Source organism: Bacillus paralicheniformis, assembly GCF_001042485.2.
GTDB classification, from domain to species: domain Bacteria; phylum Bacillota; class Bacilli; order Bacillales; family Bacillaceae; genus Bacillus; species Bacillus paralicheniformis.
In genome coordinates this window covers 147,288-170,618 of sequence record NZ_LBMN02000008.1, presented here as the reverse complement: position 1 = coordinate 170,618, position 23,331 = coordinate 147,288, and the positions used below count along the sequence as shown (strand labels likewise).

General features: G+C 46.2%; 22 protein-coding genes and 1 pseudogene. 11 read left to right on the top strand and 12 right to left on the bottom strand.

Annotation, left to right across the window (positions count from 1 at the left end; all coding sequences use genetic code 11):
- Window positions 1–43: 43 nt before the first annotated feature.
- Window positions 44–259 carry a YczF family membrane protein gene (locus ACH97_RS07570; protein WP_020450159.1) on the bottom strand — a complete coding sequence of 72 codons (216 nt, stop codon included), beginning with the start codon at window positions 257–259 and terminating at the stop codon, window positions 44–46.
- A gap of 124 nt (window positions 260–383) precedes the next feature.
- On the opposite strand from ACH97_RS07570, the gene ACH97_RS07565 reads away from it, so the two are divergent.
- The 4 genes from ACH97_RS07565 to ACH97_RS07550 are packed head-to-tail and all read left to right on the top strand — an operon-like array spanning window position 384 to window position 5,149.
- Window positions 384–2,027, top strand: a complete 1,644-nt coding sequence (locus tag ACH97_RS07565) for a spore germination protein (protein ID WP_173636674.1) — start codon at window positions 384–386, stop codon at window positions 2,025–2,027.
- Window positions 2,011–3,234 (top strand): Ger(x)C family spore germination protein, encoded by a 1,224-nt coding sequence (locus ACH97_RS07560; protein WP_020450161.1) that lies wholly within the window; start codon window positions 2,011–2,013, stop codon window positions 3,232–3,234. The genes ACH97_RS07565 and ACH97_RS07560 overlap by 17 nt, the downstream gene beginning before the upstream one ends.
- Window positions 3,235–3,258: 24 nt before the next feature.
- Window positions 3,259–4,365 carry a GerAB/ArcD/ProY family transporter gene (locus ACH97_RS07555; RefSeq protein WP_020450162.1) on the top strand — a complete coding sequence of 369 codons (1,107 nt, stop codon included), beginning with the start codon at window positions 3,259–3,261 and terminating at the stop codon, window positions 4,363–4,365.
- A gap of 55 nt (window positions 4,366–4,420) precedes the next feature.
- A complete protein-coding gene (locus ACH97_RS07550) occupies window positions 4,421–5,149 on the top strand; it encodes a MerR family transcriptional regulator (RefSeq protein ID WP_048350561.1) in 729 nt (242 codons plus the stop codon).
- Between the two features lie 32 nt (window positions 5,150–5,181).
- Here ACH97_RS07550 and ACH97_RS07545 read toward each other — a convergent pair whose 3' ends face one another.
- Entirely contained in the window at window positions 5,182–5,865 is a 684-nt protein-coding gene (locus ACH97_RS07545; RefSeq protein ID WP_035337215.1) for an ABC transporter ATP-binding protein, read from the bottom strand.
- Between the two features lie 15 nt (window positions 5,866–5,880).
- The gene (locus ACH97_RS07540; RefSeq protein ID WP_048350562.1) at window positions 5,881–7,320 is read right to left on the bottom strand and encodes an ABC transporter permease; all 1,440 of its coding nucleotides are present in this window, start codon (window positions 7,318–7,320) and stop codon (window positions 5,881–5,883) included.
- 217 nt (window positions 7,321–7,537) lie between these two features.
- Between ACH97_RS07540 and ACH97_RS07535 the strand changes: the two genes are divergently transcribed.
- Both ACH97_RS07535 and ACH97_RS07530 read left to right on the top strand, forming a co-directional pair.
- Window positions 7,538–8,224 (top strand): response regulator transcription factor, encoded by a 687-nt coding sequence (locus tag ACH97_RS07535; RefSeq protein WP_026580542.1) that lies wholly within the window; start codon window positions 7,538–7,540, stop codon window positions 8,222–8,224.
- Complete coding sequence (locus ACH97_RS07530) at window positions 8,214–9,641, top strand: sensor histidine kinase (RefSeq protein ID WP_039073204.1); 1,428 nt, start codon at window positions 8,214–8,216, stop codon at window positions 9,639–9,641. The genes ACH97_RS07535 and ACH97_RS07530 overlap by 11 nt, the downstream gene beginning before the upstream one ends.
- A gap of 31 nt (window positions 9,642–9,672) precedes the next feature.
- Here ACH97_RS07530 and ACH97_RS24425 read toward each other — a convergent pair whose 3' ends face one another.
- The 3 genes and pseudogenes from ACH97_RS24425 to ACH97_RS07520 form a co-directional block, all read right to left on the bottom strand.
- On the bottom strand, window positions 9,673–10,626 hold the full coding sequence (locus ACH97_RS24425; protein ID WP_373367326.1) for a methyl-accepting chemotaxis protein: 954 nt from the start codon (window positions 10,624–10,626) through the stop codon (window positions 9,673–9,675).
- A pseudogene (locus ACH97_RS24420) lies at window positions 10,627–11,391 on the bottom strand (MCP four helix bundle domain-containing protein); the annotation flags it as partial.
- A gap of 135 nt (window positions 11,392–11,526) precedes the next feature.
- Entirely contained in the window at window positions 11,527–12,888 is a 1,362-nt protein-coding gene (locus tag ACH97_RS07520; protein WP_026580545.1) for an aspartate kinase, read from the bottom strand.
- A gap of 277 nt (window positions 12,889–13,165) precedes the next feature.
- Here ACH97_RS07520 and ACH97_RS07515 point away from each other — a divergent pair, with 277 nt between their 5' ends.
- The 4 genes from ACH97_RS07515 to ACH97_RS07500 are packed head-to-tail and all read left to right on the top strand — an operon-like array spanning window position 13,166 to window position 16,770.
- Window positions 13,166–14,119, top strand: coding sequence for an ABC transporter permease (locus ACH97_RS07515; RefSeq protein ID WP_026580546.1), 954 nt, complete (start codon window positions 13,166–13,168; stop codon window positions 14,117–14,119).
- A complete protein-coding gene (locus tag ACH97_RS07510; RefSeq protein ID WP_048350564.1) occupies window positions 14,109–15,050 on the top strand; it encodes an iron chelate uptake ABC transporter family permease subunit in 942 nt (313 codons plus the stop codon). The genes ACH97_RS07515 and ACH97_RS07510 overlap by 11 nt, the downstream gene beginning before the upstream one ends.
- Complete coding sequence (locus ACH97_RS07505; protein ID WP_020450172.1) at window positions 15,050–15,808, top strand: iron ABC transporter ATP-binding protein; 759 nt, start codon at window positions 15,050–15,052, stop codon at window positions 15,806–15,808. Before ACH97_RS07510 ends, ACH97_RS07505 begins: the two co-directional genes overlap by 1 nt.
- Window positions 15,809–15,822: 14 nt before the next feature.
- Window positions 15,823–16,770 carry a siderophore ABC transporter substrate-binding protein gene (locus ACH97_RS07500; protein WP_020450173.1) on the top strand — a complete coding sequence of 316 codons (948 nt, stop codon included), beginning with the start codon at window positions 15,823–15,825 and terminating at the stop codon, window positions 16,768–16,770.
- A gap of 179 nt (window positions 16,771–16,949) precedes the next feature.
- On the opposite strand, the gene ACH97_RS07495 is transcribed toward ACH97_RS07500, so the two are convergent.
- The 5 genes from ACH97_RS07495 to ACH97_RS07475 all read right to left on the bottom strand — a co-directional run bounded on the left by ACH97_RS07495 (window position 16,950) and on the right by ACH97_RS07475 (window position 21,361).
- Entirely contained in the window at window positions 16,950–18,371 is a 1,422-nt protein-coding gene (locus ACH97_RS07495; protein WP_020450174.1) for an MDR family MFS transporter, read from the bottom strand.
- Window positions 18,372–18,382: 11 nt separating this feature from the next.
- Complete coding sequence (locus ACH97_RS07490) at window positions 18,383–19,270, bottom strand: TetR/AcrR family transcriptional regulator (protein ID WP_020450175.1); 888 nt, start codon at window positions 19,268–19,270, stop codon at window positions 18,383–18,385.
- A gap of 94 nt (window positions 19,271–19,364) precedes the next feature.
- Window positions 19,365–20,207: an isocitrate lyase/PEP mutase family protein gene (locus ACH97_RS07485; RefSeq protein WP_020450176.1), complete on the bottom strand. Its 843-nt coding sequence runs from the start codon at window positions 20,205–20,207 to the stop codon at window positions 19,365–19,367.
- Between the two features lie 110 nt (window positions 20,208–20,317).
- Window positions 20,318–21,055 carry an NADPH-dependent oxidoreductase gene (locus tag ACH97_RS07480; RefSeq protein ID WP_020450177.1) on the bottom strand — a complete coding sequence of 246 codons (738 nt, stop codon included), beginning with the start codon at window positions 21,053–21,055 and terminating at the stop codon, window positions 20,318–20,320.
- Window positions 21,056–21,073: 18 nt separating this feature from the next.
- On the bottom strand, window positions 21,074–21,361 hold the full coding sequence (locus ACH97_RS07475) for a putative quinol monooxygenase (protein WP_020450178.1): 288 nt from the start codon (window positions 21,359–21,361) through the stop codon (window positions 21,074–21,076).
- A gap of 177 nt (window positions 21,362–21,538) precedes the next feature.
- On the opposite strand from ACH97_RS07475, the gene ACH97_RS07470 reads away from it, so the two are divergent.
- Window positions 21,539–21,835: an ArsR/SmtB family transcription factor gene (locus tag ACH97_RS07470; RefSeq protein ID WP_020450179.1), complete on the top strand. Its 297-nt coding sequence runs from the start codon at window positions 21,539–21,541 to the stop codon at window positions 21,833–21,835.
- 64 nt (window positions 21,836–21,899) lie between these two features.
- On the opposite strand, the gene gabR is transcribed toward ACH97_RS07470, so the two are convergent.
- The gene (gabR, locus tag ACH97_RS07465) at window positions 21,900–23,330 is read right to left on the bottom strand and encodes a MocR-like transcriptional regulator GabR (RefSeq protein WP_020450180.1); all 1,431 of its coding nucleotides are present in this window, start codon (window positions 23,328–23,330) and stop codon (window positions 21,900–21,902) included.
- Window position 23,331: the final 1 nt, after the last annotated feature.

Genomic DNA, 23,331 nt, shown 5'->3' with positions numbered 1-23,331 from the left:
GGCTTTGTCGACAAGCTGAAGCTCCCTTTTGATAGGGAGCTTTTTATGTCCTTTTTTTCTTGCGGAAGTTCGCCGAGGCTTCGAGAAAAATGATAAACAAAAATAAAAGGATCATGATCCACTCGCCTACCTCTAAGATGGCAAACGTCAGGGAGTTTATTACGGCTCTTTGCAAGGTCATGCCTTGAAATACATCAAGCATGACAGCAAAAGTCTCTAAGGAAACAAATAATAAAAGCCCGATTCCGATCAGTTTCAACTTTTCACCACTCTCCGTTCCCCGTTATTTTTTCTCTTTTCATAAAGCACTATTCCCCCGGGAATAGTATAAATGTGCTTTTGCAAGGAAAAATATGAAAAACGAAAAGGGGATTCTGACAGCCATGCCATTCTTTTTTAAAGGTCGTCATCAAAAGGATAACAAACAAGAATCTCTTATGAGCGGAGATAAAAACCCGGAAACCGTAAATGTATCCGGGTTTGTGCGTCCCTTGCTTGCCGAAAACCTGAGCGTGATTAAAGAAATAACCGGAAACAGCGCAGATGTCGTCATCCGCAAATTAAAAACGGGCGCTGACGAGAAAATCGAATTGGCCGTCGTTTATGTCGGCGGCATTACAGATGAGAAAGCCATCCATGACTTTTTGCTGGAATCGATCATGAGCTCTGAAGAATTAGCGAAAAAGGAGTACGGACGGGATGTTCTTGAGACGATTGCAGGTGATGCCGTTGCGCTGGGCGGTGTCGAAAAAGAAAAGCGATTGAACAAGATGCTTGAATCGTTGATGGCAGGGGATACGATCATTTTGGCCGAGGGAACGGAAACAGCGGTTATTACGACCACGAAAGGCGGGGAAAAGCGTTCGATCAAGGAGCCTGAAAATCAGCAGGCATTCCGCGGTTCACGTGAGGGATTTATCGAATCTCTCGACACGAATATTTCTTTGGTGCGCCGAATCATTAAAAACCCAAATCTTTGGGTTGAAAAAATGACGATGGGAAGCGTCACAAAAACCGATGTGGCGATCATGTATATCAACGGGGTGTGCGACCCAAAAACGGTGAAAGAAGTCAAAAAAAGGATGGCTGGCATTGAGATCGACAGCATCCTTGAATCGGGGTATATTGAACAGTTTATTGAAGACGCTGTGTTTACGACCTTTCCAACGATATATCATACCGAAAGGCCGGACATGGTCGCAGGGAATCTGCTTGAAGGAAGAATCGCCATCTTTGTTGACGGTACACCGTTTGTCCTGCTTGTCCCTGCCGTTTTTATTCAATTTTTTCAATCTGTTGAGGATCACTATTCACGCTTTGACATTGCGACGTTCATCCGCTTTTTACGCGTGTTGATCTTTTTTATTTCGCTTATTGCACCTGCCGTCTACGTCGGTGCGACGACGTTTCACCAGGAAATGATCCCGACAGAGCTTTTGATCGTAATTGCCGCGCAGCGTGAAATCGTGCCGTTCCCGGCTGTGGTGGAAGCGCTGATCATGGAAATTTCGTTTGAAATTTTGCGAGAGGCGGGCATCCGGCTTCCGAAAGCGATAGGTTCTGCCGTTTCGATTGTGGGAGCCATTGTCATTGGACAGGCGGCTGTTCAGGCGGGGATTGTGTCGCCGGCGATGGTCATCGTCGTAGCGATCACAGCGATTTCAAGTTTTGCCACACCTTCCTTCGCCATGGCGATATCCGCCCGGCTGGTTCGGTTTTTCTTCATATTAGCCGCGGCGACGACGGGTTTTTACGGCATTATTCTTGGACTGATCATCATGTTTGTCCATTTATGCAGCCTCCGTTCGTTCGGTGTTCCATATATGACTCCTTTTGCGCCGTTTATTCTGAAAAACTGGGGCGACTCCATCGTTCGTTTGCCTTGGTGGACACATGAGAAGCGGCCTGAACTGATCGGTAATGACAATAAGGTGCGTCAAGGAGAATACCAGAAACCCAATCCGCCGGAATCAGGCGATATGAAGACAAAACAAGAAGATGGTGATCCAAATGAAACGAAGCCTTAAGATTGTGCTCCTGCTGGCCGCCATTGTTCTTCTTCAAGGATGCTGGGATAAAAGAGAGCTGACAGATTTGCTGCTGATCACCGCCATCGGTATTGATAAAGGTAAAAATACAGATTACGAATTAAGCTATCAGATCGTCAATCCGATCAATGTGACAGGAGGCCTTCAAGGCGGACAGGGAGGAGACAGGCCGCCGGTTTCAAGCTATTCTGTGACGGGCAATAATCTGACGGAAATGAGCAGGCACGCGTCGGCGAAAATGTCGAGGGAAATTTATTACTCCCACACGAACCTCGTGGTTGTTGATGAAAAACTCGCCAAGGAAGAAGGCTTGATTAAAATTCTTGATGTTCTTGACCGGGACACCGATTTTCGTTCAACGGCGACGATTATTATTTCCCGCGGCCAAAAAGCGAAAACATTCATCCGGACGCTGACGCCGATCGATAAGATCCCGTCAAATAAAGTAAACAAAACACTGCAATTTACTGAAGAGCATTTGGGAGAACATATGAAGACGAGCGTGCAGGATGTCATCAAGTGCTTGACATCGAAGGCAAAGCACCCGATTATTACTTCTTTTAAAGTATCCGGAAACAAGGAGAAGGGTGAAAAGATGGAAAACGTGCAGTCTACATCTCCTGAGGCAATAGTCGAAGCGGACGGGCTGGCAGTCATGAAAGAGGGCAAGCTCGTCAACTGGCTTGAAGGCAAAACCGCGCGGGGCGTTTTATGGCTGCGCAATAAAATCAGCAGAACGTATTTGACAACTACATTGAATCACGAAAAAGACGCCGTCACATTTGATGTCATCCGCCAAAAAACAAAAATCAGATCACATCTTAAAAACGGCAAACCGGCGATTTCGGTTGAAGTAGACATGGAAGGGGACATCGGCGAAACCACTGTGCCGATTCACCTGGATGATCCAAAAGTGCTGAGCGACATCGAAAGGAAGGTGGCAAAGGAGCTGAAAAATGAATTGCAGAATACCATTGACGTTGTTAAGCGAAACAAGACGGATGTTCTGCAATTCGGTGACGTTGTGTATCGCAACCACCCAAAAGTGTGGGAAAAGATGGAGGGCGAATGGAGCAACCGGTATTTTCCTGATACAGATGTCGACATTACGGTTAACGCATATGTACGGAGAACAGGTTTAAGGAACAACCCGAACATTTTGAATCATCACGAAGGGCGTTCTTGAATGAAAGAGAGAGGAGGGCTTTAAATGGAGAAAGCAAAAATCAGTGCTGCACAGCTGTTCGTGTTGATTGTTCTGTTTGAACTCAGCAGCTCTCTGCTGATTTTTCCAGGACAATCTGCCGAACAGGACGCCTGGATCGCGATCTTGTTCGGAACAGTCGGGGGACTGGCTTTGTTTATGATGCACCACTTTTTCTACCAAGTGAATCCTGATGCCTCTCCATATGAAACGCTGATGAATATTTTTGGAAAACCGGTTGGCTGGGGCCTGACTTTTATCTACATTGTTTATTATTGTTATATTGCGGCAAGGGTTCTGCGCGATTTTGGCGAAATGCTGCTGACATCGGCTTATCCGAACATGCCGATTATCTTCGCGAATGGTTTGTTGATTGCAGTTTGTATTTTTACCGTTAGGAAAGGAATCGAGGTCCTGGCCCGTTCAGGCGAGCTGCTGTTTGGCATTATGTTTTGGCTTGCTGTCACGGGCCTCATCTTAATTGTTTCGTCAGGCTTGATTAAACCGAAAGAGCTTTTGCCCATTCTCGGAAACGGCCCCGGTCCGATGCTTAATGCCGTGTTCACGCAAACGCTGTATTTTCCGTTTGGCGAAATTATCGTTTTTACATTGATCCTGCCGTATTTAAAGGAAAAGAAACAGGCGAAAAAAGCGGGGCTGTTGGGAATCGCCATCAGCGGCATCATCCTTGCCTTTAATGTGGCATTGAACATCAGCGTGCTTGGCGTCGACCTCAATATGAGGTCGCGCTTCCCATTGCTGAGTACGATCCAGACGATTCAAGTAGCCGAATTTCTGGACAGGCTTGATGTATTTTTCATGCTCGTGTTGGTAATTGGCGGTTTTTTTAAGATGAGCATTTTCATGTATGCCGTAACCGATGGTGTGACCGTCTTATTCAAGCTTAAAAACCCCTCCAAAATCGTTCATGTCATCGGCATTATCATTTTGATTTTATCTGTCTCCATTGCCAGCAATATTTCGGAGCATGTCAAAGAAGGAATCGAGTTTGTTCCTTTATATGTCCATTTGCCGATGCAGGTGATCCTTCCCGCTTTTATTTGCCTAGTCGCTTATGTGAAAATGAAAAAAAATAAAAAAAAGGCCGTGTAATGGATTGACCCCGCCCTTAGGGCACCCTTTAACATGACAGACGAGGTGAAGTTTGATGCTCTATACGGTAAAAGAAGTGGCCGGGTTGGCGAACATCACGATCAAAACGCTATACCACTACCATAAAATCGGCCTTCTATGCCCCGCGGAGGTGACGGATGCCGGCTACCGCTTTTACGGGGTAAAAGAGCTGGAACGGCTGCAGCATATCTTGTTTTATCGGGAGCTCGAATTTCCGCTCAAGGAAATTAAGCAAATACTGGACGGCGAAGCTGATCGACTGACGATTTTGTCTGAGCAGAAACGTCTTTTTACTGCCCGTTTAGACAGGATAAAACAGCTGATTTCTACGATCGATCTCTCGATTCAGCAGGCCGGGAAAGGAGAAGCAATGGATCAATCAAAAATGTTTAAAGGGTTTTCAAGCAGCAGGGAATGGGAGGATGCACTCGCTGAACAGAATCGCTATTTGAAGGAGACATATGATGTCGACTTGCTGAAAGGAGAACCGGTCATCGCGGAAGAAATGAATGAAAAAGCTGAAGAGGCAGCCCGTTTTATGAATGGAATGGCCGAAGCGCTCAGAGATGGAGTTAAACACGACCATGAACAAGTAAAGACCGCTATTAAACGGCACCTCAAGTTTTTAGGGATCACACCCGGTGATTTTCAGACGCAGACACGCTTCTTTATCGAAGATGATTTTCATCGCGGGATGCTTGAAAATCAGCAAACCGGCCTCTCGTATTATTTGGCGGCTGCTGCAGAAGCTTTTGCTTCATAATAAAAGAAGGGGAACGGCTCATGCCGTTCCTCTTATCCTGCGGATCTGCGGTTTTTGACGGTAAAGCCGCCCCTTGAAAGCCGGATGTTGACATCGGATACTTTTGCGATCTGTTCATCATGGGTGACCATGATGACACATTTGTTTTCTTGGTGGGCAAGGTTTTGGAAGAGCCGGACGATGTCCTTTGATGTATTTTCATCCAAGTTGCCTGTCGGTTCATCGGCGACGATTAAGTCCGTGTCACAGCAGAACGCTCTGATGATGGAGACACGCTGCTGCTGGCCGCCGCTTAATGTCAGTACTTTCTGTCTGGCCTGCTTTTCGCCGATGCCGACTTTTTCGAGCATCTCCAAAGCGTATTGTTCTTTGTTTTTGACCTGAGATCCGGTAATTTCCATGGCCGATGTGATATTTTGGAGAGCCGTCATATACGGCAGCAGGTTATACGATTGAAAAACGATCGATACATTTTGATTGCGGAAGCTGGTCAGCCCGATTTTTGAAATGTTTTCTCCTTTATACAGGATGTCTCCCTCTTTTGGTACATCAAGTCCGCCTGCCAGCGATAAAAAGGTCGTTTTGCCGGAGCCGGAAGTCCCGACAATCGTATATAAGAGCCCTTGGCTGAATTGAATGCTGATCTTTTCGAAAAGAGGCTGATTCTGATTTTTATACCAATAGCCGACATTCTGAAATTCTAAAATAGTACCCATGATCTTCACTTCTTTCTATTCTTGTTTTGATAAAATCGTTTTCGGATGGAGCCTTAAAACAGATATTGACGGAAGGAGCGTCGCGAACAGCGCGATTAAAAGGCCGATGCCGCCGAGTGCCATCAAGTCCCCGAAGGATACTTGGATGTCGAGCTGATCAATGGCTGAGACTTGAGCGGTACTTTGTCCGAATAAGCCTCCGCCGCCTGGACCCATCATTCCGCCTGCAGACTGGCTAGCTGACGTTTGTTCGATTTGCTGGCTCAAGAGCTGATTCCCGATTTGCCCGGCAATCAAGCTGCCGGTTAATGCTGAGATGCCGATGGCAAGCACTGCGATCATTAAGATTTCGGTCAAAAACTGTCCGACGAGTTTCCAGCGTTTTTCACCGATCGCCATCAGAACGCCCATTTCGTATTTTCTCTCCCTGATTGACATCATGACGATCAGTCCGAGGATCACCGCTCCGGCGATTGTGACGAGATAGACGACATTTTTCGAGAAGGACGCGACATTTTCAATCGGGCCGACCATCTGCTGGTACAATTGGTCATTGGCGTCCAATGTAAATGTATCCAAATCAATGCCTGTTTTCTTGGCAGCCGCAATGAAAGTGTCGATGTTGGAGGCGTCGTCCATATTGTAGACCGCTTCATCAATCGCGTTTTTATAATCGTCACCTTTTAAGGCCGATGCCGCCGTATATGGTGTGTAGATTTTGTTATAAGGGTTTAAAAAGGCGAAGTTTTGCGCTTGATTGTCTCCGGATGAAGTCGTTTGATAGATTCCGACGATTTTCAAATTGATTGTTGTAGCTTCATCGCTGCTCGTTTTGACTTTGATCGTATCGCCGACTTTCAGAGCGTTTTCTTCGGCAAGCGTTTCTTCAATCACGGCGACTTTTTTATTCACATCATCCTTTGTTAAAGCACGGCCTTCCGTGATCTTGGACGTCCCGTTGGAAAATTCGTCGACAAGGGCTGTGCTTGTCACACCTTCGATTGATACGTCAGCCTGCATCATTTGCCGGCCGCCCTGTTCATTGCCGCCCGGTCCGGCCGGCTGTTCGCTGTTTGAGGCCGAAGAATCCTCGTCACCGCTTTCGATCGGATCGAAATTGTCCGCTAAAGCAGACGTAGAGGAGATGTAGTTATAGCTTTTGACATGGTCAAGGCCCGCAAGCTTCTCGGCTGATTTAACAGAAACGGGGGTCGATTCAAACCTTTTCCGTTCTCCTGATTCCTGCTGTTCTTTCATCATTTTTTCCCTGTCAACTTTGAGCGTGACGCTGCCTCCAAGCTGCTCCCTTGCCAGTTCGCTCGATTTCACGGCCGCCGACTGGATCGTAATTCCTGTCAGCACGAGCACGCAAATCATCGTGAAAACAAACAATTGTAAAAGTGTTTTTCCTTTTTTCGCTTTCATGCTCCAAAAGGCTCGTTTGAAAAAATTCATAACGCGTGATTCCTCCGTATCTATTTCATTTATTATGGCTGCGAAGTCAAACGGCAGCAGGACTTTTGCCTTATGCTTGATTTCATCTTAGCCGCTACTTATGAATAAATTATGACCAAACTGTTGCCAGTCCTTTAAATGTTCATAATGGAATTGAGAAATGGCTGAGCCCTGTGTAAAATGAATCTAACGTTTGTCTAGCGGAGGCATATTGACGATGAAAATATTAATGATTGAGGATAATTTAAGCGTATGTACAATGACAGAAATGTTTTTTGCAAAAGAAGGATTTGAAACAGAGTTCGTCCATGACGGACTTGAAGGATATAACCGTTTTAAATCGGATGATTGGGATTTGTTGATCATCGATATCATGCTGCCGTCCATGGACGGGGTCACGATCTGCAAAAAGGTCAGGGAAGAGAGCACGGTTCCGATTATTATGCTGACGGCAAAAGATACGGAATCAGACCAGGTGCTCGGTTTTGAGCTCGGAGCTGATGATTATGTGACAAAGCCGTTCAGCCCTTTGGCGCTTGTGGCGAGAATCAAAGCGGTGAGCCGGAGGTATCAAAGCGCCGGCCGGCAGGATTCCGCTGACAGCGACTCGCTTGAAACGGAACATTTTAAAATCAATAAAAAAACGAGAGAAGTGTTTTTGGACGGCGTTCAAATTCAAAATTTGACGCCTAAGGAGTTCGATTTATTGTATTACCTGGTGCAAAGTCCAAAACAGGTTTTCTCAAGGGAGCAGCTGCTTGAGCAGGTTTGGGGATATCAATTCTACGGAGACGAGCGGACGGTTGATGTTCATATTAAAAGGCTGAGAAAAAAGCTTGGCAGCGACTCGCGGCCGTTTCTTTATACCGTATGGGGAGTAGGGTACAAGTTCGATGAAGATTAAGTATCTCTATCAGCTGCTGGCCAGTCACATCACTATATTAATCATGGCTTTTCTCATTACCGGGGCGCTGTTTTCCCACTTTGTCAAAGACTTTGCATACGAGAGCAAAGTCGATGAGCTGTCTTCATACGGCTATCGCATCATGGGCGAAATGGAGATGCGGCCAAAAGGCGCACCGGCCATTATGAAGCCGTTTGAGGAAATTTTGCGAAGCAGGAAGATCAGCTTCTTTCTTTTTAATGAAAAGAAAGAGGTCTTGATGACGCCGGCCGATTTGCGGCCGCGAAAGCTGCTGCTCAGTGATGAAGAATGGAAAGAGCTTAAAGATGGAAAGGCCGTGGTCGTCAAAACCGATTTTAACCGTTTTAATGAGGAAGTATCGGTTGTGGCGCTGCCCAACATCGTCAACAATGAATTTCAGGGAGGCATTCTGCTGACCGCTCCGATCAGCGGGACCGAGGAAATGATCAGCGACATGAACCGCTTTATGCTCTTTACGGCGGCGGGTGTTATCTTAGTCGCTATTCTTCTAAGCTGGCTGACGTCCAAATTCCATGTCGCCCGCATTCAGAAGCTCCGCGATGCAACGAAAAAAGTCGCCGCCGGAGATTATGACATCCATATCGAAAACCGCAATAAGGATGAGATCGGTGATTTGGGCGACGATTTTAACATTATGGCCCGCAAGTTAAAAAGCTCAAGCGAAGAAATCGACCGGCTTGAAAAGCGAAGAAGGCAGTTTATCACTGACGTCTCACATGAGCTGAAGACGCCGCTGACGACGATCAGCGGTTTAGTGGAAGGGATGAACAGCCAGACGATACCCGAAGATCAGCAGGATAAATGTATGAAGCTGATTACGGAGGAGACAAAAAGGCTGATTCGCCTCGTCAACGAAAACCTTGATTATGAAAAAATCCGTTCCAATCAGATTACACTGCAAAAACTGCATTATCCGCTGATCGAAGTGTTTGAAATCATTAAAGAGCAGCTGGCGCTTCAGGCTGAGGAGAAACAGAATCAGCTGATCCTCGATGTGGAGGATCATGTGATGGTCAATGCCGATTACGACCGGCTCATCCAGATACTCGTCAATATTACGAAAAACAGTATTCAATTCACAACGAACGGAACCGTTTGGCTGAGAGGCCGGGAAGACTATAAGGAGACGGTGATCGAAATAGAGGATACCGGAATCGGCATTGATGAAAAGGATATTGAAAACATTTGGGATCGTTTTTATAAAGCAGATTTATCACGGACGAACACCCCTTACGGAGAATACGGGCTGGGGCTGTCGATCGTCAGACAGCTCGTCGCCCTGCACAACGGTACGGTAGAGATTGAAAGTGAGAAAAACAAAGGAACAAAATTTATCATCCGTCTGCCGCTGACAGCGAGAGATGATGATGAATAGAAACCCGCCAGACAGCGTCTGGCGGGTTTTGTTAATCTTTAATTTTGAATTTCTGGATCAGGTGCTGCAGCTCTTCGGCGTTTTGCGCGAGGATCTGTGATGCGGCGGCGATTTCTTCCATTGAAGCAAGCTGCTCCTGAGTTGCCGCACTAACCGTTTGCGTGCCTCCCGCTGCTGTTTCGGCTACTTCTTTGACGCCGGAAATGGCGGTTTCGATTTCGCTTGCGCCGGCTGTCAGGTTTTTCACCAAGTTTGTCACGTCATTGATCTGTGTGACGACCTCCGTAATCGAGTTTTCGATTTTTTGGAACGCGCCTCCCGCTTCATGAACGACGACAAGTCCTTCTTTGACTTCGCCGGTTGCCGAAATGACCGAGTTCATTGTCTGCTTCGTATCGTTTTGAATGATCGTAATCAATCTTGTAATCTGTTCTGCTGAGCGGGCCGATTGCTCGGCTAATTTCCTGACTTCATCCGCGACGACGGCAAAGCCTTTTCCTTGTTCTCCCGCCCGGGCTGCTTCAATGGCCGCGTTTAAAGCAAGCAGGTTTGTTTGTTCGGCGATGCTCGTAATCACTTCGGTAATATTTCCGATCTCATTGGAACGCTCTGTTAAATGTTTAAATGCTTCTGAGAGAGAGACGACCGTTTCATTAATAGACTTCATTTGAGTGCTCACTTTATCAATGGCTTTCGTGCCTTCAAGCGACATCTTCGCCGTCTGGTCAGCGGTGGCGGCCGCTTTTTCGGCATTTGAAGAAATTCTTCCGGCAAACTCGGTCATTCCCATAATAACGGTTCTGCTGTTTTCAACGCTTTCCACCTGCTGATCGGAGCCTACTGCAAGCTCCTGGATCGTTGTTGAGATGTATTCGCTCGCCTTTGTGCTTTCATCCGCACTGGCGCTCAGCTCTTGTGATGAAGAAGCAACTTGGTGCGACGTTTCGCCGACCGTTTCAATGATCGAACGGACGCCTCCTACCATTTTGTTAAATGATGATGTCAGCAATCCCAATTCATCTTTCGATTGATATGTTCCTTTGACAGTAAAATCGCCTTGCTCGGTTTCTGCGAACAGCGCCTGAATGTCTTTGATCGGCTTTGTGATCAGCCTTGTCATTAAGAGGCCGATCGAGATGGATAAAACAAGCGCTGCAGCAATGACAATGATGAGAAGCGTGATGATTGAACCGGCTTCTTTAGAATCCTGCTGATAGATTGTTTTGGCGTTATCAGCATTTAAGGTTTGAATGTCTTCAATGAGCTGGTTGACCGTTTCTCTTTGAGGCTCCATCTTTTTTAGATAGACATCATATGCTTTATCATTTTCGTTCTTCACCGCCAAGCTGAGCATCTCGCTGCTGATATCTTGCAATTTCTTGTATTCGGTTTTGAAATTTTCGTATTTTTTAGAGACGTTGTCCATTAATTTCAGCTGATCGATTTTTTCCATTAAGGTGCTGTTTTCTTCGTTTTTTTCCTTAATGTGTTTTTGCAATGTTTCATTTCGATCGTTGTCTTTCGTCACCATCAGCTCGAATTTGTACGTATCAATATCAAGGTTGTTCGCTTTTAATTTTGCAAACAACTGGTTGGGAACCAATTGATCTTGATAGATGATCTCTGAACCTTTGGAAAGCTTGTTCAGCCCGCCTATCCCCTGGATGCCGACAATCGACAAAGCCAGCGCTGAAATGATAATGATGACAAATAGTTTGCTTCTGATTTTTATATTTTTCAACAGATTCATAAGTGTTCTCCCATCAGTTTATTTACTTTACATATCGGCTTTCAAAACGGTTTTGTGAATGAATTTAAGGCAGGCAATTTTAGGGAAGGGTATATTTTCTGACAGCAAAAAAACCCCATAAAAAAAGGGGTTTTTTTAAACGAGAACTTTTGCGAAAAATTCCTGGTATAACGCGCGGACCGCTTGTTTTTCCTGAGCTTCCTTAACGCCGAACATCATGCTGACTTCCGAGGAGCCCTGGTTGATCATTTCGATGTTGACGCGCGCATCGGACAATGCTTTTGACGCTCTTGCCGTCGTTCCGACGTTATGGCGCATGGCTTCGCCGACGACCATAATCAGGGCAATATTGTGTTCAATCGTCACTTCATCGGCATCCAGTTCTTCCTTGATCCGTTTGATTATCCGTTTTTCTGCTGCTTGATCCATTTGATCCTGCCTTAAAATGATCGTAATATCATCAATGCCGGATGGAATGTGTTCATACGTCAGTCCGTCATCTTCAAGGATTTGCAGAACGCGGCGTCCGAAGCCGATTTCGCGGTTCATTAAATATTTGCTGATGTAAATGCTGCAAAATCCGCTGTCGCTGGCGATCCCGACGACAGGTCCGTTCGTATTGTCGCGTGTGGTGACAACTCTTGTCCCCTCCGCGTCCGGATTGTTTGTATTTTTGATCTGAACCGGTATGCGCGCCCGGAAAGCAGGGATCAATGCTTCATCATGAAAGACGGAAAAGCCTGCATACGACAACTCCCTCATTTCCCGGTATGTCAGCTCGCGGATTTCTTTCGGGTTGGATACGATCGCCGGGTTGACAGAATAAACGGCGTCAACGTCAGTGAAGTTTTCATACAACTCGGCTTTCAATCCATTCGCTAAAATGGAACCTGTAATGTCAGAGCCGCTCCGCGAAAACGTCATGACTTCGCCTTCCCGGCTGAATCCGAAGAAGCCGGGAAAGATGATGATGCCCTTTTGCTGTCTCAGCTGAAACAGATTGTCATACGACTCGGGCAGGACTTGTGCGTTGCCTGGCTCGCTCGTCACAAACAGCCCGGCGTCTTTTGGACTGACATAGTGCGCTTCAACTCCCTGGTGCCTGAAGTAAGCCGCTACCAATTTGGCATTGTTATCTTCGCCGCTTGCTTTGACCGCATCGATAAACCGTTCCGGATTTGTTTTATCACCTTCGAGCAGCTGAAGCAGGTCGGCCCGGATCCGGTCGATCACGACATCGTCAAGTCCGAGCTCAAGCGCGATATCGGCATATCGTCCGACAATCGCCTCAACCAGATCGGGCGCTTTTTTTGATGATAAGTACTGTTCGGCGCATTCGATTAAAAGGTCCGTTACTTTCGTATCCTCGGGGTGCCGTTTTCCGGGTGCTGATACAACGACGGCCTTCCTTTCCGGATCAGAAGTGACAATTTGAAATACTTTCTCTAGCTGAGCCCCTGAAGCGAGCGAGCTGCCCCCAAATTTAACGACTTTCATTTGTTACATCTCCCAAAGTTTAAATTTTCGAAATAAATTTAATCTTAATTATTGCGCTTTTTACAAGAAGAATCAAGGTTTTTCTTTCAGGAATGAACAAATGTATTTTTGAGGAGGACTAAAGATGGGGAAATCGCATGGTTTCAACCTTTGTATCTATTAATCTTATTGACTATGTCAGAAAAAATGGTAAGATATATGAAGACTCTTATTGATAATGATAATCATTAACGTCGGCGGAGGGGTTTGCTTTGTTGTGCAAGGAGGCTACTGCAGCATGAAATTACGATACTTATTGCTAATGCTCATCATTCTTTCAATCAGCTCGATATTCATCGGCGTTAAGGAGCTTTCGCCTCTTGATCTTTTCCGCTTTAACGAGGACGAAATTCAAACGCTTTACATAAGCAGAATTCCGCGCTTGATTAGCATCGTGCTTGCGGGAATGAGCTTGAGCATTTGCGGGCTGATCATGCAGCAGCTAACGCGCAATAAATTTGTTTCACCGACCACCGCTGGAACGATGGATTGGGCGAGGCTCGGTGTGATCATTGCGATCGTGCTTTTTTCGTCTGCAGGAATTGTGGTTAAAATACTGTTTGCCTTTGTTTTTGCACTGTTTGGCAGTTTTTTGTTCGTCAAAATTTTGGACAGAATCAAGTTCAAAGATGCGATCTTCATCCCTCTCGTCGGTATGATGCTCGGAAGTGTTGTCAGCGCCATCTCCACTTTCATGGCTTATCAGTACAATATCATTCAAAACGTCAATGCATGGTTTGAAGGGAATTTTTCGCTGGTCATGAAGGGGAGGTATGAGCTCTTATTTCTGAGTATACCGCTCGTTATCATTGCCTATCTGTTCGCCAATAAATTTACGTTGGCCGGGATGGGGGAGTCTTTTTCCATCAATCTTGGATTGAATTATAAGCGGGTGGTCAATATCGGATTGATCATCGTATCTATTATTTCGTCCGTCGTCATCCTGACGGTCGGCACGCTTCCCTTTTTGGGATTGATCATCCCGAACATCGTGTCCATCTACAGGGGAGATCATTTGAAAAACAGCCTGCCTCATACGGCGGTTCTCGGAGCCGTTTTCGTCTTGTTTTGCGATATAGCGGGACGTCTCGTCATTTACCCGTACGAAATTTCGGTTGGTTTGATGGTCGGCATCATCGGGAGCGGCGTTTTTCTTTACTTGCTTTTAAGGAGAAAAGCCTATGCGTCATAAACAGAAAATGCTTATACTCATCGTGATAGCGGCAGCCTGCATCGGCTTGTTTCTGTTCTACGGATTGCCGTCTGTATGGGAATATGCGCTTCCGCGGAGGTTTGCCAAAGTTTTTGCGATCATCGTTGTCGGTACAGCCATTGCGTATTCGTCGATGATTTTCCAAACGATCACAAACAACAGAATTTTGACGCCGAGCATTCTCGGACTCGATTCTCTCTATGTTCTGCTGCAAACCGGGATTATTTACTTTTTCGGTGCAGCCAAACTTGCCGATCTTGGTAAAAACGGCAATTTTTTATTGTCAACCGGTTTGATGGTCTGTTTTTCATTTGTGTTGTTTTTCCTGATGTTTCGCCGCGGGGGAAGGCACATCTTCTTGCTGCTGTTAGTTGGAATCGTATGCGGCACATTGTTCAGAAGCCTGTCATCCTTTATGCAAATGCTGATCGATCCGAACGAGTTTCAAGTTGTTCAAAACAAGATGTTTGCCAGCTTCAACAATTTGAACACGGACATTTTAATGCTTGCTTCGCTCATCATTCTGGCGATTCTCGTTTACGCTTGGCGGTATAATCCGTACTTTGATGTCATTTCGCTCGGCAGGGATCAAGCCGTCAACCTCGGAATCGATTACGACCGGACGGTGAAGAAAATGCTGATCGTCGTCGCCGTTCTCGTCTCCGTGACTGCACTTGTAGGGCCGATCACATTTTTGGGGCTGCTCGTCGTCAATGTGGCGCGGGAAGTATTTAAAACGTATAAGCACAGCGTCCTGATTCCCGGAGCGGTTTTGTTCAGCATCATTGCGCTTGTCGGGGGCCAGTTCATTGTTGAAAAACTGTTTGGTTTAACGGTGACGCTTGTTGTGATCATTGATTTTATCGGCGGGATTTATTTTATTTACCTGTTGCTGAAGGAGCGTAAATGATGATAGAAGTACGAGATATCATGAAACAATTCGGAGAGCAGACCGTTGTTCATCCCACGACTTTAACGATAAAAAAAGGAATGATCACGTCCTTCATCGGACCGAACGGAGCGGGGAAAAGCACGCTTTTGTCCATCATCAGCAGGCTGATCGGAATGGACGCCGGAAAAGTGCTGATTGACGGCAAGGAAATTAGCGCTTACAAAAGCAATGATTTAGCCAAAAAAATCAGCATTTTAAAGCAGTCCAACCAGATCAACATCAGGCTGACTGTCAGGGAGCTCGTCAGTTTCGGCAGATTTCCTTATTCACAGGGAAGGCTCTCGAAAGAGGACTGGGCATATGTCGACGAAGCGATTGATTATATGAAGCTGAGAGAGATTGAGCATAAACACCTCGATCAGTTGAGCGGCGGCCAATGCCAGCGCGCTTTTATCGCAATGGTCATCGCTCAGGATACCGACTATATATTGCTTGATGAACCATTAAATAACCTCGATATGAAACATTCAGTAGAGATAATGAAGCTCTTGAAAGACCTTGTCGAAAATCGCGGTAAAACGATCGTCATTGTCATTCATGACATTAATTTTGCCTCGGTTTATTCAGACAGAATCGCAGCCCTGAAAAACGGGCGGATTGTAAAAGAGGGGCCGGCGGAAGACATTATCCAAACGCCGGTGCTGAAAGACATCTATGATATGGACATTCCGATCCAACAAATCGGAGATCAAAAAATCTGTGTATATTTTAAATGATGAGGTGACTTGAATTGAAAAAACTATCTTTATTGATTATGGCATTGATAACCGTTCTTGTCGTAGCCGCCTGCGGAAACAAAGCTGCTGATACAGATGCAAAATCTTCCTCTAAAAAAGAAACCGTCACAATTAAACATAACAGCGGTACAACAGATGTACCGAAAAACCCGAAAAAAGTCGTTGTCTTCAACTTTGGAATGCTTGATACGCTTGACGAGCTTGGCTTGAGCGATCGCGTTGTCGGCCTTCCGAAACAAACCCTCCCGTCTTACTTGAAAAAATACAAAGACAGTAAATACGAAAGCGTCGGCGGACTAAAAGAGCCTGATTTTGAAAAAATTGCAGAGCTTGACCCCGATTTGATCATCATCGAAGGCAGACAGTCTGAGCAGTATGACGAGTTTAAAAGGATCGCACCGACGATCGACATCGAGCTTGACCAGAAGAACTACATGGAAAGCTTTAAGGAGAACACTGAAAAGATCGGGAAAATCTTTGATAAAGAAGATGCCGTCAAAGAAGCTCTTGCGAAAATCGATGATAAAGTAGAGAAAGCCAACAAGCTTGCGAAAGAAAAAGGCGGCAAAGGATTGGTCGTCCTAACGAGCGATAAACAAATCAGCGCGTATGGAAGCGGCTCAAGATTCGGTTTGATCCACGATGTGCTCGGCGTTGAACCTGTCGACAAAAACATCGAGGCTTCCCTTCACGGTCAAAGCGTCTCTTCCGAATATATTTCTGAAAAGAACCCTGATTACCTGTTTGTCATCGACCGAAGCGCTGCCATCGGCGAAAAAGGAACAGCAAAAGAAGTTATTGAAAATGAAATTGTAAAATCAACAAAAGCTTATAAAAACAGCCATATCACATATCTTGATCCAGGTTACTGGTACCTGTCAGGCGGAGGCCTTGAGTCCGTATCTGAAATGGTGACAGAAGTCGAAAATGGATTAAAATAAAAGAGCGAGGCTGCCGGTGTATATCCGGCAGCCTTTTTGTCTGTTCAAGGAGAAGAAGTCGATTGAAATCGTTGTATTCAAATCATATGAAAGATGACGCAGCCGCAAGGGACCAAAACTTAGTTAGATATCAAACCATCAAAAAACACGCCAGTTCGATTTGAACTGGCGTGTCATGATCAGCGCGCCGGCTGCCCTTGTTTGTCGGCCTGCGGCTTCCTTTTTAATGTAAACGAAAGGATAAATCCGATCAGCGCCAAGACAGCGGCCACGATAAAGGCGGAATTCATGCCGTGAATGAGCGCATTTAACGGGTTAGATGCGGCAGCGTTTTTGGCTGAATTGCTCATGACGGAAATCAAAACGGCCGTGCCGATTGAACCGCCGATCTGGCGCATCGTATTGTTCATCGCTGTTCCGTGCGGGATGAGATGCATCGGAAGTGCATTGATGCCAGCGGTTGTGAGAGGCATCATAATCATGGAAGTGCCCATCATCCGCAGCGTATAAATGACGATAATAAATGTCAGCGAAGTATCCATTTGCAGATCCGCAAACGGGATCGACGTCAGCAGCAAGATGGCAAAACCGATAATCGCAAGACCTTTTCCACCGATCTTGTCAAAAATCCGGCCGATGATCGGCGACATGATACCCATTGCTATCGCGCCCGGCAGAAGCATCAGACCGGAATCGAAAGCTGTCACGTCTCTGACGTTTTGCGTATACAGCGGCAAAATGGTTTCAGTACCGATCATTAATGCAAAAACGATCATACCGAGGAGCGTTGTTATCGTAAAAGTCCACGATTGGAAAACGCGAAACTCGAGTATCGGCCTTTTGATTCTTAGTTGTCTAGAGATAAAGAAGAACAGAGCGACCGCACCGACTGCAAAGGAAATTAAAACGGTATTGCTTCCCCAGCCTTCTGATCCGGCGTTGCTGAAGCCGTACAATAAACCGCCGAAACCCAGGCTGGACAGGATAATAGATAAGATGTCGACTGATGTTTCTCTCAATTTCGTAACGTTTTTCATCAGTAAGATGACAAGCACAAGATCAATCAGGGCAATTGGCAGAATAATATAAAATAAGTATCTCCATGTAAAGCTGTCGACGATCCAGCCTGACAATGTCGGTCCGATGGCCGGTGCAAATGCGATGACCAAACCGACCATACCCATTGCAGCCCCGCGTTTTTCAACCGGGAAAATCGTTAAAAAGATCGTCTGCATGAGCGGCATCATAATTCCCGCACCCGCGGCCTGGATGATTCGCGCCGCAAGGAGAACCGGGAAGTTAGGCGCAACTGCGCCGACGACCGTTCCCGCCACAAAGATGCTCATCGCGGCGATGACGAGCGCGCGGCTCGAAAATTTTTCGATTAAAAAGGCGGTAATCGGAATGAGAATCCCGTTTGTCAGCATGAACGCCGTTGTCAGCCATTGAGCTTTTGTAGCGTCTATGTTTAAGTCTGCCATAATATGCGGCAGTGCCGTAACCAGAAGCGTTTGGTTCAAGATCGCGATAAACGCCCCTGCAATGAGCAAACCTACGATGATATTTCTGTTGTATGTCTGTTGTTCAGTTCCTGTGTTCATATCAATCCCTCTTATTCTTTGATACTAATTGTTTGTATTTGTGAAACATCGCATTGGAGCGCCTCGATTTTTCCAAGGTAATCAAGGAGAGCCTTAATTAAATACGTGCGGGGCTCATTGGCGAAAAGCTCCTCGCTCAGCAAATCTGCGGCAGACAGCAATTCTGTCACGGAAACGTCGTCTTGTGGCAGCGAGGAAATCTTGTTTTTCAGTTTTTGCAAAAGGTCTTCAAGCAATTCCTCTTTTTTGGGCGGTGCCCAGCATGATGAGAAATTCGTATAGGAGGCAATAATGTCTTCATTTAATGAACTTTTCTGATCTTCGTTCAGCTTTTTCTCTATGAAGAGATCCAGAACCGACATAATGAATGGCGGAATCGTTTTAACGTCGGGCTGTGCTTTTCCAGTGCCGACTAAAAACAGGAATTCTCTCATCAAACCGTGGAAAATGATGACAATATCCCATATAAACGGTTCCACCTCTTCGCCGTACGCTTGAATGATAGAGTCTTTATGCCAGCTGATGATCAGCGATTTTGTTTCTTTCAGATGCTTTTTAAATACCGCGGTATCCGGAGACGATCCCTCATTGGAGAGGAAATTGATAAATTGGCGGTTTTCCCTGAATTCCGTAATCTCCAAAGCGATTTTTTTAGCGAGTCTTTCTTTTGGCGTCAGCGAGGTTTCCGTATTGATGATGGCGCTTTTGTTCAGCATTTCATGCTTTCTGAACTTGATCAATGCCAGCAGAAGATCTTCTTTAGATTGAAACAGTTTATAAATAGATGCTTTTGACATTTTGCATTCTTCAGCGATCGCTTGCATTGCAACGTTATGATAGCCTTTTTGGGCAAACAGCTTTTTGGCGGCCCTTAAGACTGCTGCTCTTTTTTCGTTCATTCCGGCTCCTTCTTTCGCAATGATAAAACTCATGGGTTACGAAAAAACCCATGAGTTTTCATAAATGAAATATTAACAGACCGAACTGTTTAGGTCAACGATTTTGTTTTGGGTTACGATGAAGGCTGATCCAATCGGCAGCTTCGCCGTATGAAAGGACTCCGTCCGTCATATGACTGAAGGAGCCGCGGGTGATGATGTCTTCACCGATCTTTTTCACCAGCGACAGGGCGGCTCTGAACGGGGCGGATCCGCAGCTGATTCTTTCGATCCCCAGTTCGGAAAGAATTTGTAAAGAGGGAGTGTGTGAGCCGGCCAGTACGTTGAGTGGTCCGGGTATATCTTTTCTCAGCCCGGCAATGGTGCCTGTATCATTGGCTCCGGGGATAAATATGCAGTTCGCGCCTGCTTGTCTGTACCGATTTGCCCGCCGGACGGCTGTTTGAAGCCGGGAACCGGGAGCGTCTGCATTGAGCCAGTATACATCCGTGCGGGCATTGATTAAAACAGGAAGGTTCAGTTTTTTGACAGCCGCAATTTTTTCTTCCATTAATGTTGCATCACAAAGCGGCCGGCAGGGGTCTTTCGTTCCGTCTTCAATATTCATACCGACAACGCCGGCCGCTGCGGCTTTTTTTGCGTTTTCAGCAACTGCTTCCGGTGATTGGCCGTAACCCGCTTCAAGATCTGCGCTGACGGGAATATCGACGGCATCCGTGATGGTTTTCAGGACGGAAAGCAATGTTTCAAAAGGGAGATGTTCGCCGTCGGGATAGCCGAGGGACATGGCAATTCCGGCGCTGGTTGTGCCGACTGCTTTAAAACCGCAGTTTTGAAACGCTTTGGCGCTGGCCGCATCCCAGGCATTCGGCAGAACGAACGGGCCTGACTGATGATGGAGGTCTAGAAATGCTTTATATTTTGCAAATGGTTTCATGTGTTCCACTCCTTTTTTACATAGTGTAAAGGTAAAGACCTTCGATGCTCATCGAAATGTGGAATGGAACGCATGAAAAAAGGCTATCGATCACCGATAGCCTAAAGTATCTATTTGAGTTTAAATCCTTGTTTCTCAAGCATCTCACGGATGTGAGGATAATACACTTTATTGTAATAAGCGGATATGCCCTGAGACCAGTTTCTTGTTTCCTGTCCGTTTGTCCGTTTTGTCATGTATTCGGATATTTCTTCATCGTACGCGTCGATCAGCGGTTTTAAGTCAGGTTGATAGGTTTCGCTGTGCCTTACCGCTTGTTCAGGAAGTCGCGGCTTTTTCGCGGAGCGGTCCGCCGGATGGCCGACGACAAGCCCTGCGACAGGGAAGACGTATTCGGGAATATTGAGCAGCTCGATCAGCTCTTCTGCACGGCCGCGGACAGCGCCGATCGGCACAGTGCCAAGCCCCATCGATTCAGCGGCCGCTGTGGCCGTACCGAGAGCGATGCCTGCGTCGACAGCTCCGACAAGCACGGATTCCATTCCGTCTGTGATCGCAAGCGTTTCGCCGTTTTTCTCAAGGGCGATTTTCGCACGGTTGAAGTCCGCGCAGAACAAAAGGAAAACGGGGGCCTGCTCGATCCAGACCTGTCCGCCGGCCAATTCGGCGATTTTCTTTTTCCGTTCTTCATCTTGAACCGTAATCACGGTGACCTGCTGGCCGTTGATTGAAGTCGGTGCGGCTTGAACGGCTTGAATGATCTTGTCCAGCTGTTCAGGGTTCACGGACTCATCTGTATAGCTGCGAATCGATCTATGGTCTGTCAATGATTTCAATACTTCATTCATTTAAACGTCATCCTTTCTTTAATCCGGTGTGTGCGTTTTAACCACATTCAGCGGTTCTGATAAAAGGTCGCCCGCGGCTTGAACGAAAGCTTGAAAATGCTCTGTCTGATTATGGGCGTCAATTGCGTTTTGATCTTTCCATTGCTCAAGCATGACAAATGTATTGGCATGTTCGGTATCTTCAAACAGCTGGTATTGGGCATTGCCGGCTTCAGCTCTTGAATGTTTAAGCAGCGGTTGTACGCTTTCGAGAAAGGCGTTGCGTTTTTCTGGTTTTACTTTCATATAGGCTTGCAATACGATCATCGGTTCAAACCTCCGTCATGTCATTTAGAATTCCTTTGCGTGTACGTTGTATACACATTGAATTGATTGTTCGAAAATCATCGAACAATTGCATCGTAACATGTCTTTGCTTTGGCGGCAACCTATTTGCCTTCTTGACGAATTGTCTTGAAGTTAGGATTATGATACATTTAACCCATGAAAACAAATGAAATGAAGTTAATATCTGTTCTCCATGCCTTGAGTGATCCATACAGGCTTGAGATTGTCAAAGCCCTGGCTGACACAGCCGAGAAAACGTGCGGTACATGCACAAATCTCAATATCGCAAAGTCTACGCTGTCCCACCATTTCAAGGTGCTGAGAGAAGCGGGACTGCTCAAAGTCCGCATTGAAGGGAAGCATCATTATTACTCCCTCTGCAAACGGGAATTGGAGGAGCAGTTTCCGGGACTGATTGAGGCGGTTCTCCAGGTAGAAAAGGAACGGTGGTAAACGGGCAGACGTTGGCTTTCTAAAGCCAAGCTGATACCGGCAGGAGCGAACCTGCCGGTATTTTTTAAAACTTCTCATCACCGCATACCGCTTCATAAAGCTTGGCAGTCCCTTTGTCGATCTGATCGGCAGCGATTTTAGCAAATCCAAGCACGAGCGATACTGTTCCTTCATGTTTTGTCTGCTCTTTCTTTAACGTAAACCGGTTCATGCCGTAAACCTCGACCCGTCTATCCTTTGCTCTTGATAAAACCTCTTCTTCACTTCTATCTGTTTCAAAATCGGCCACAAAGTGAAGGCCTGCGCTTTCGCCTTTAATTTTCACCCGGCCGTTAAAGGTTTTGACAAGGCTTCCGATCAGCCTTGTCCGCTTTTCTTCGTAAATCTGGTTCATTTTCTTGATGTGCTTTTGGTATTCCCCCGATTCGATCAATTCCTGCAAGGCGAGCTGTGTTAAAACGCTGCTCGATTGAATCGAGAAATGGTGCCTTTTTCTGTATCGCTTCAGCAGCTTTTGCGGCAGTACCATATAGCTGATTCTCAGACCCGGAAGAAGCGATTTTGAAAACGTGCCGATATAGATGACTTTCTCAGAGCGGTCAAGGCTTTGCAGGGCGGGGATCGTATCGCTCCCGTACTTGAATTCGCTGTCATAATCGTCTTCCACAATATAGCGGTTTTCCCCGTCGGAAACCCAATTTAAAAGCTGAATCCTTCTCGATACCGGCATAATGATTCCTGTTGGAAACTGGTGTGAAGGCGTGACAAATAAAACATCCGGATTCAGACGGTGAATCTCGCTGATCCGCATTCCTTTATGATCGAGCTGAATCGTGGCCACTTCTTTCCCTTCATTTTTCAGCAGTTGATAAATCCGGCTGTATCCCGGCTCCTCCATCGCATAGACGGCTGAGGCGGGGAGAAGATCCTGAAGCGTGTGAATTAAGGACTGCGTGCCGGCGCTGATCACGATTTGTTCGGGGTGACACTTGACGCCTCTCGTTAAAGCGATAAAGCGTGCGATCGTCTGGCGCACTTCGTAGACACCTTGCGGATGCGTCATTTCTCCGAGTTCGTTTATATGAGAAGAAACCGCTTTCTGTTCACAGCGAAGCCATGTTTTAAACGGAAAATGCACCGTATCGACGCTCATATGGGAAAACGATATCCAGCCGTCTTTGCTTTCCGGCTTTTCAACCAGTTCTTTTTCCAATTGAAGGGGGCCGGGATGGCGGCTGGCGTGGAACGTTTCGATCTGCTCTACAAAAAAGCCTTTTCTTTCACGTGAATAAAGATAACCTTCTGCAAGAAGCTGCTGGTAGGCAGCGTTGACCGAATTGATGCTGACGTTCAATGCTTCGGCGAGCTCGCGCTTGGAAGGGAGTTTTTTTCCCGGTAACAGGTTGCGGCTGAAAATTTCTTCTTTAATCCGCTGATAGATTTGGTGATAAATATAATCCGCATCCTTGGAGCGGTCAATCGGTATCGTAATCATA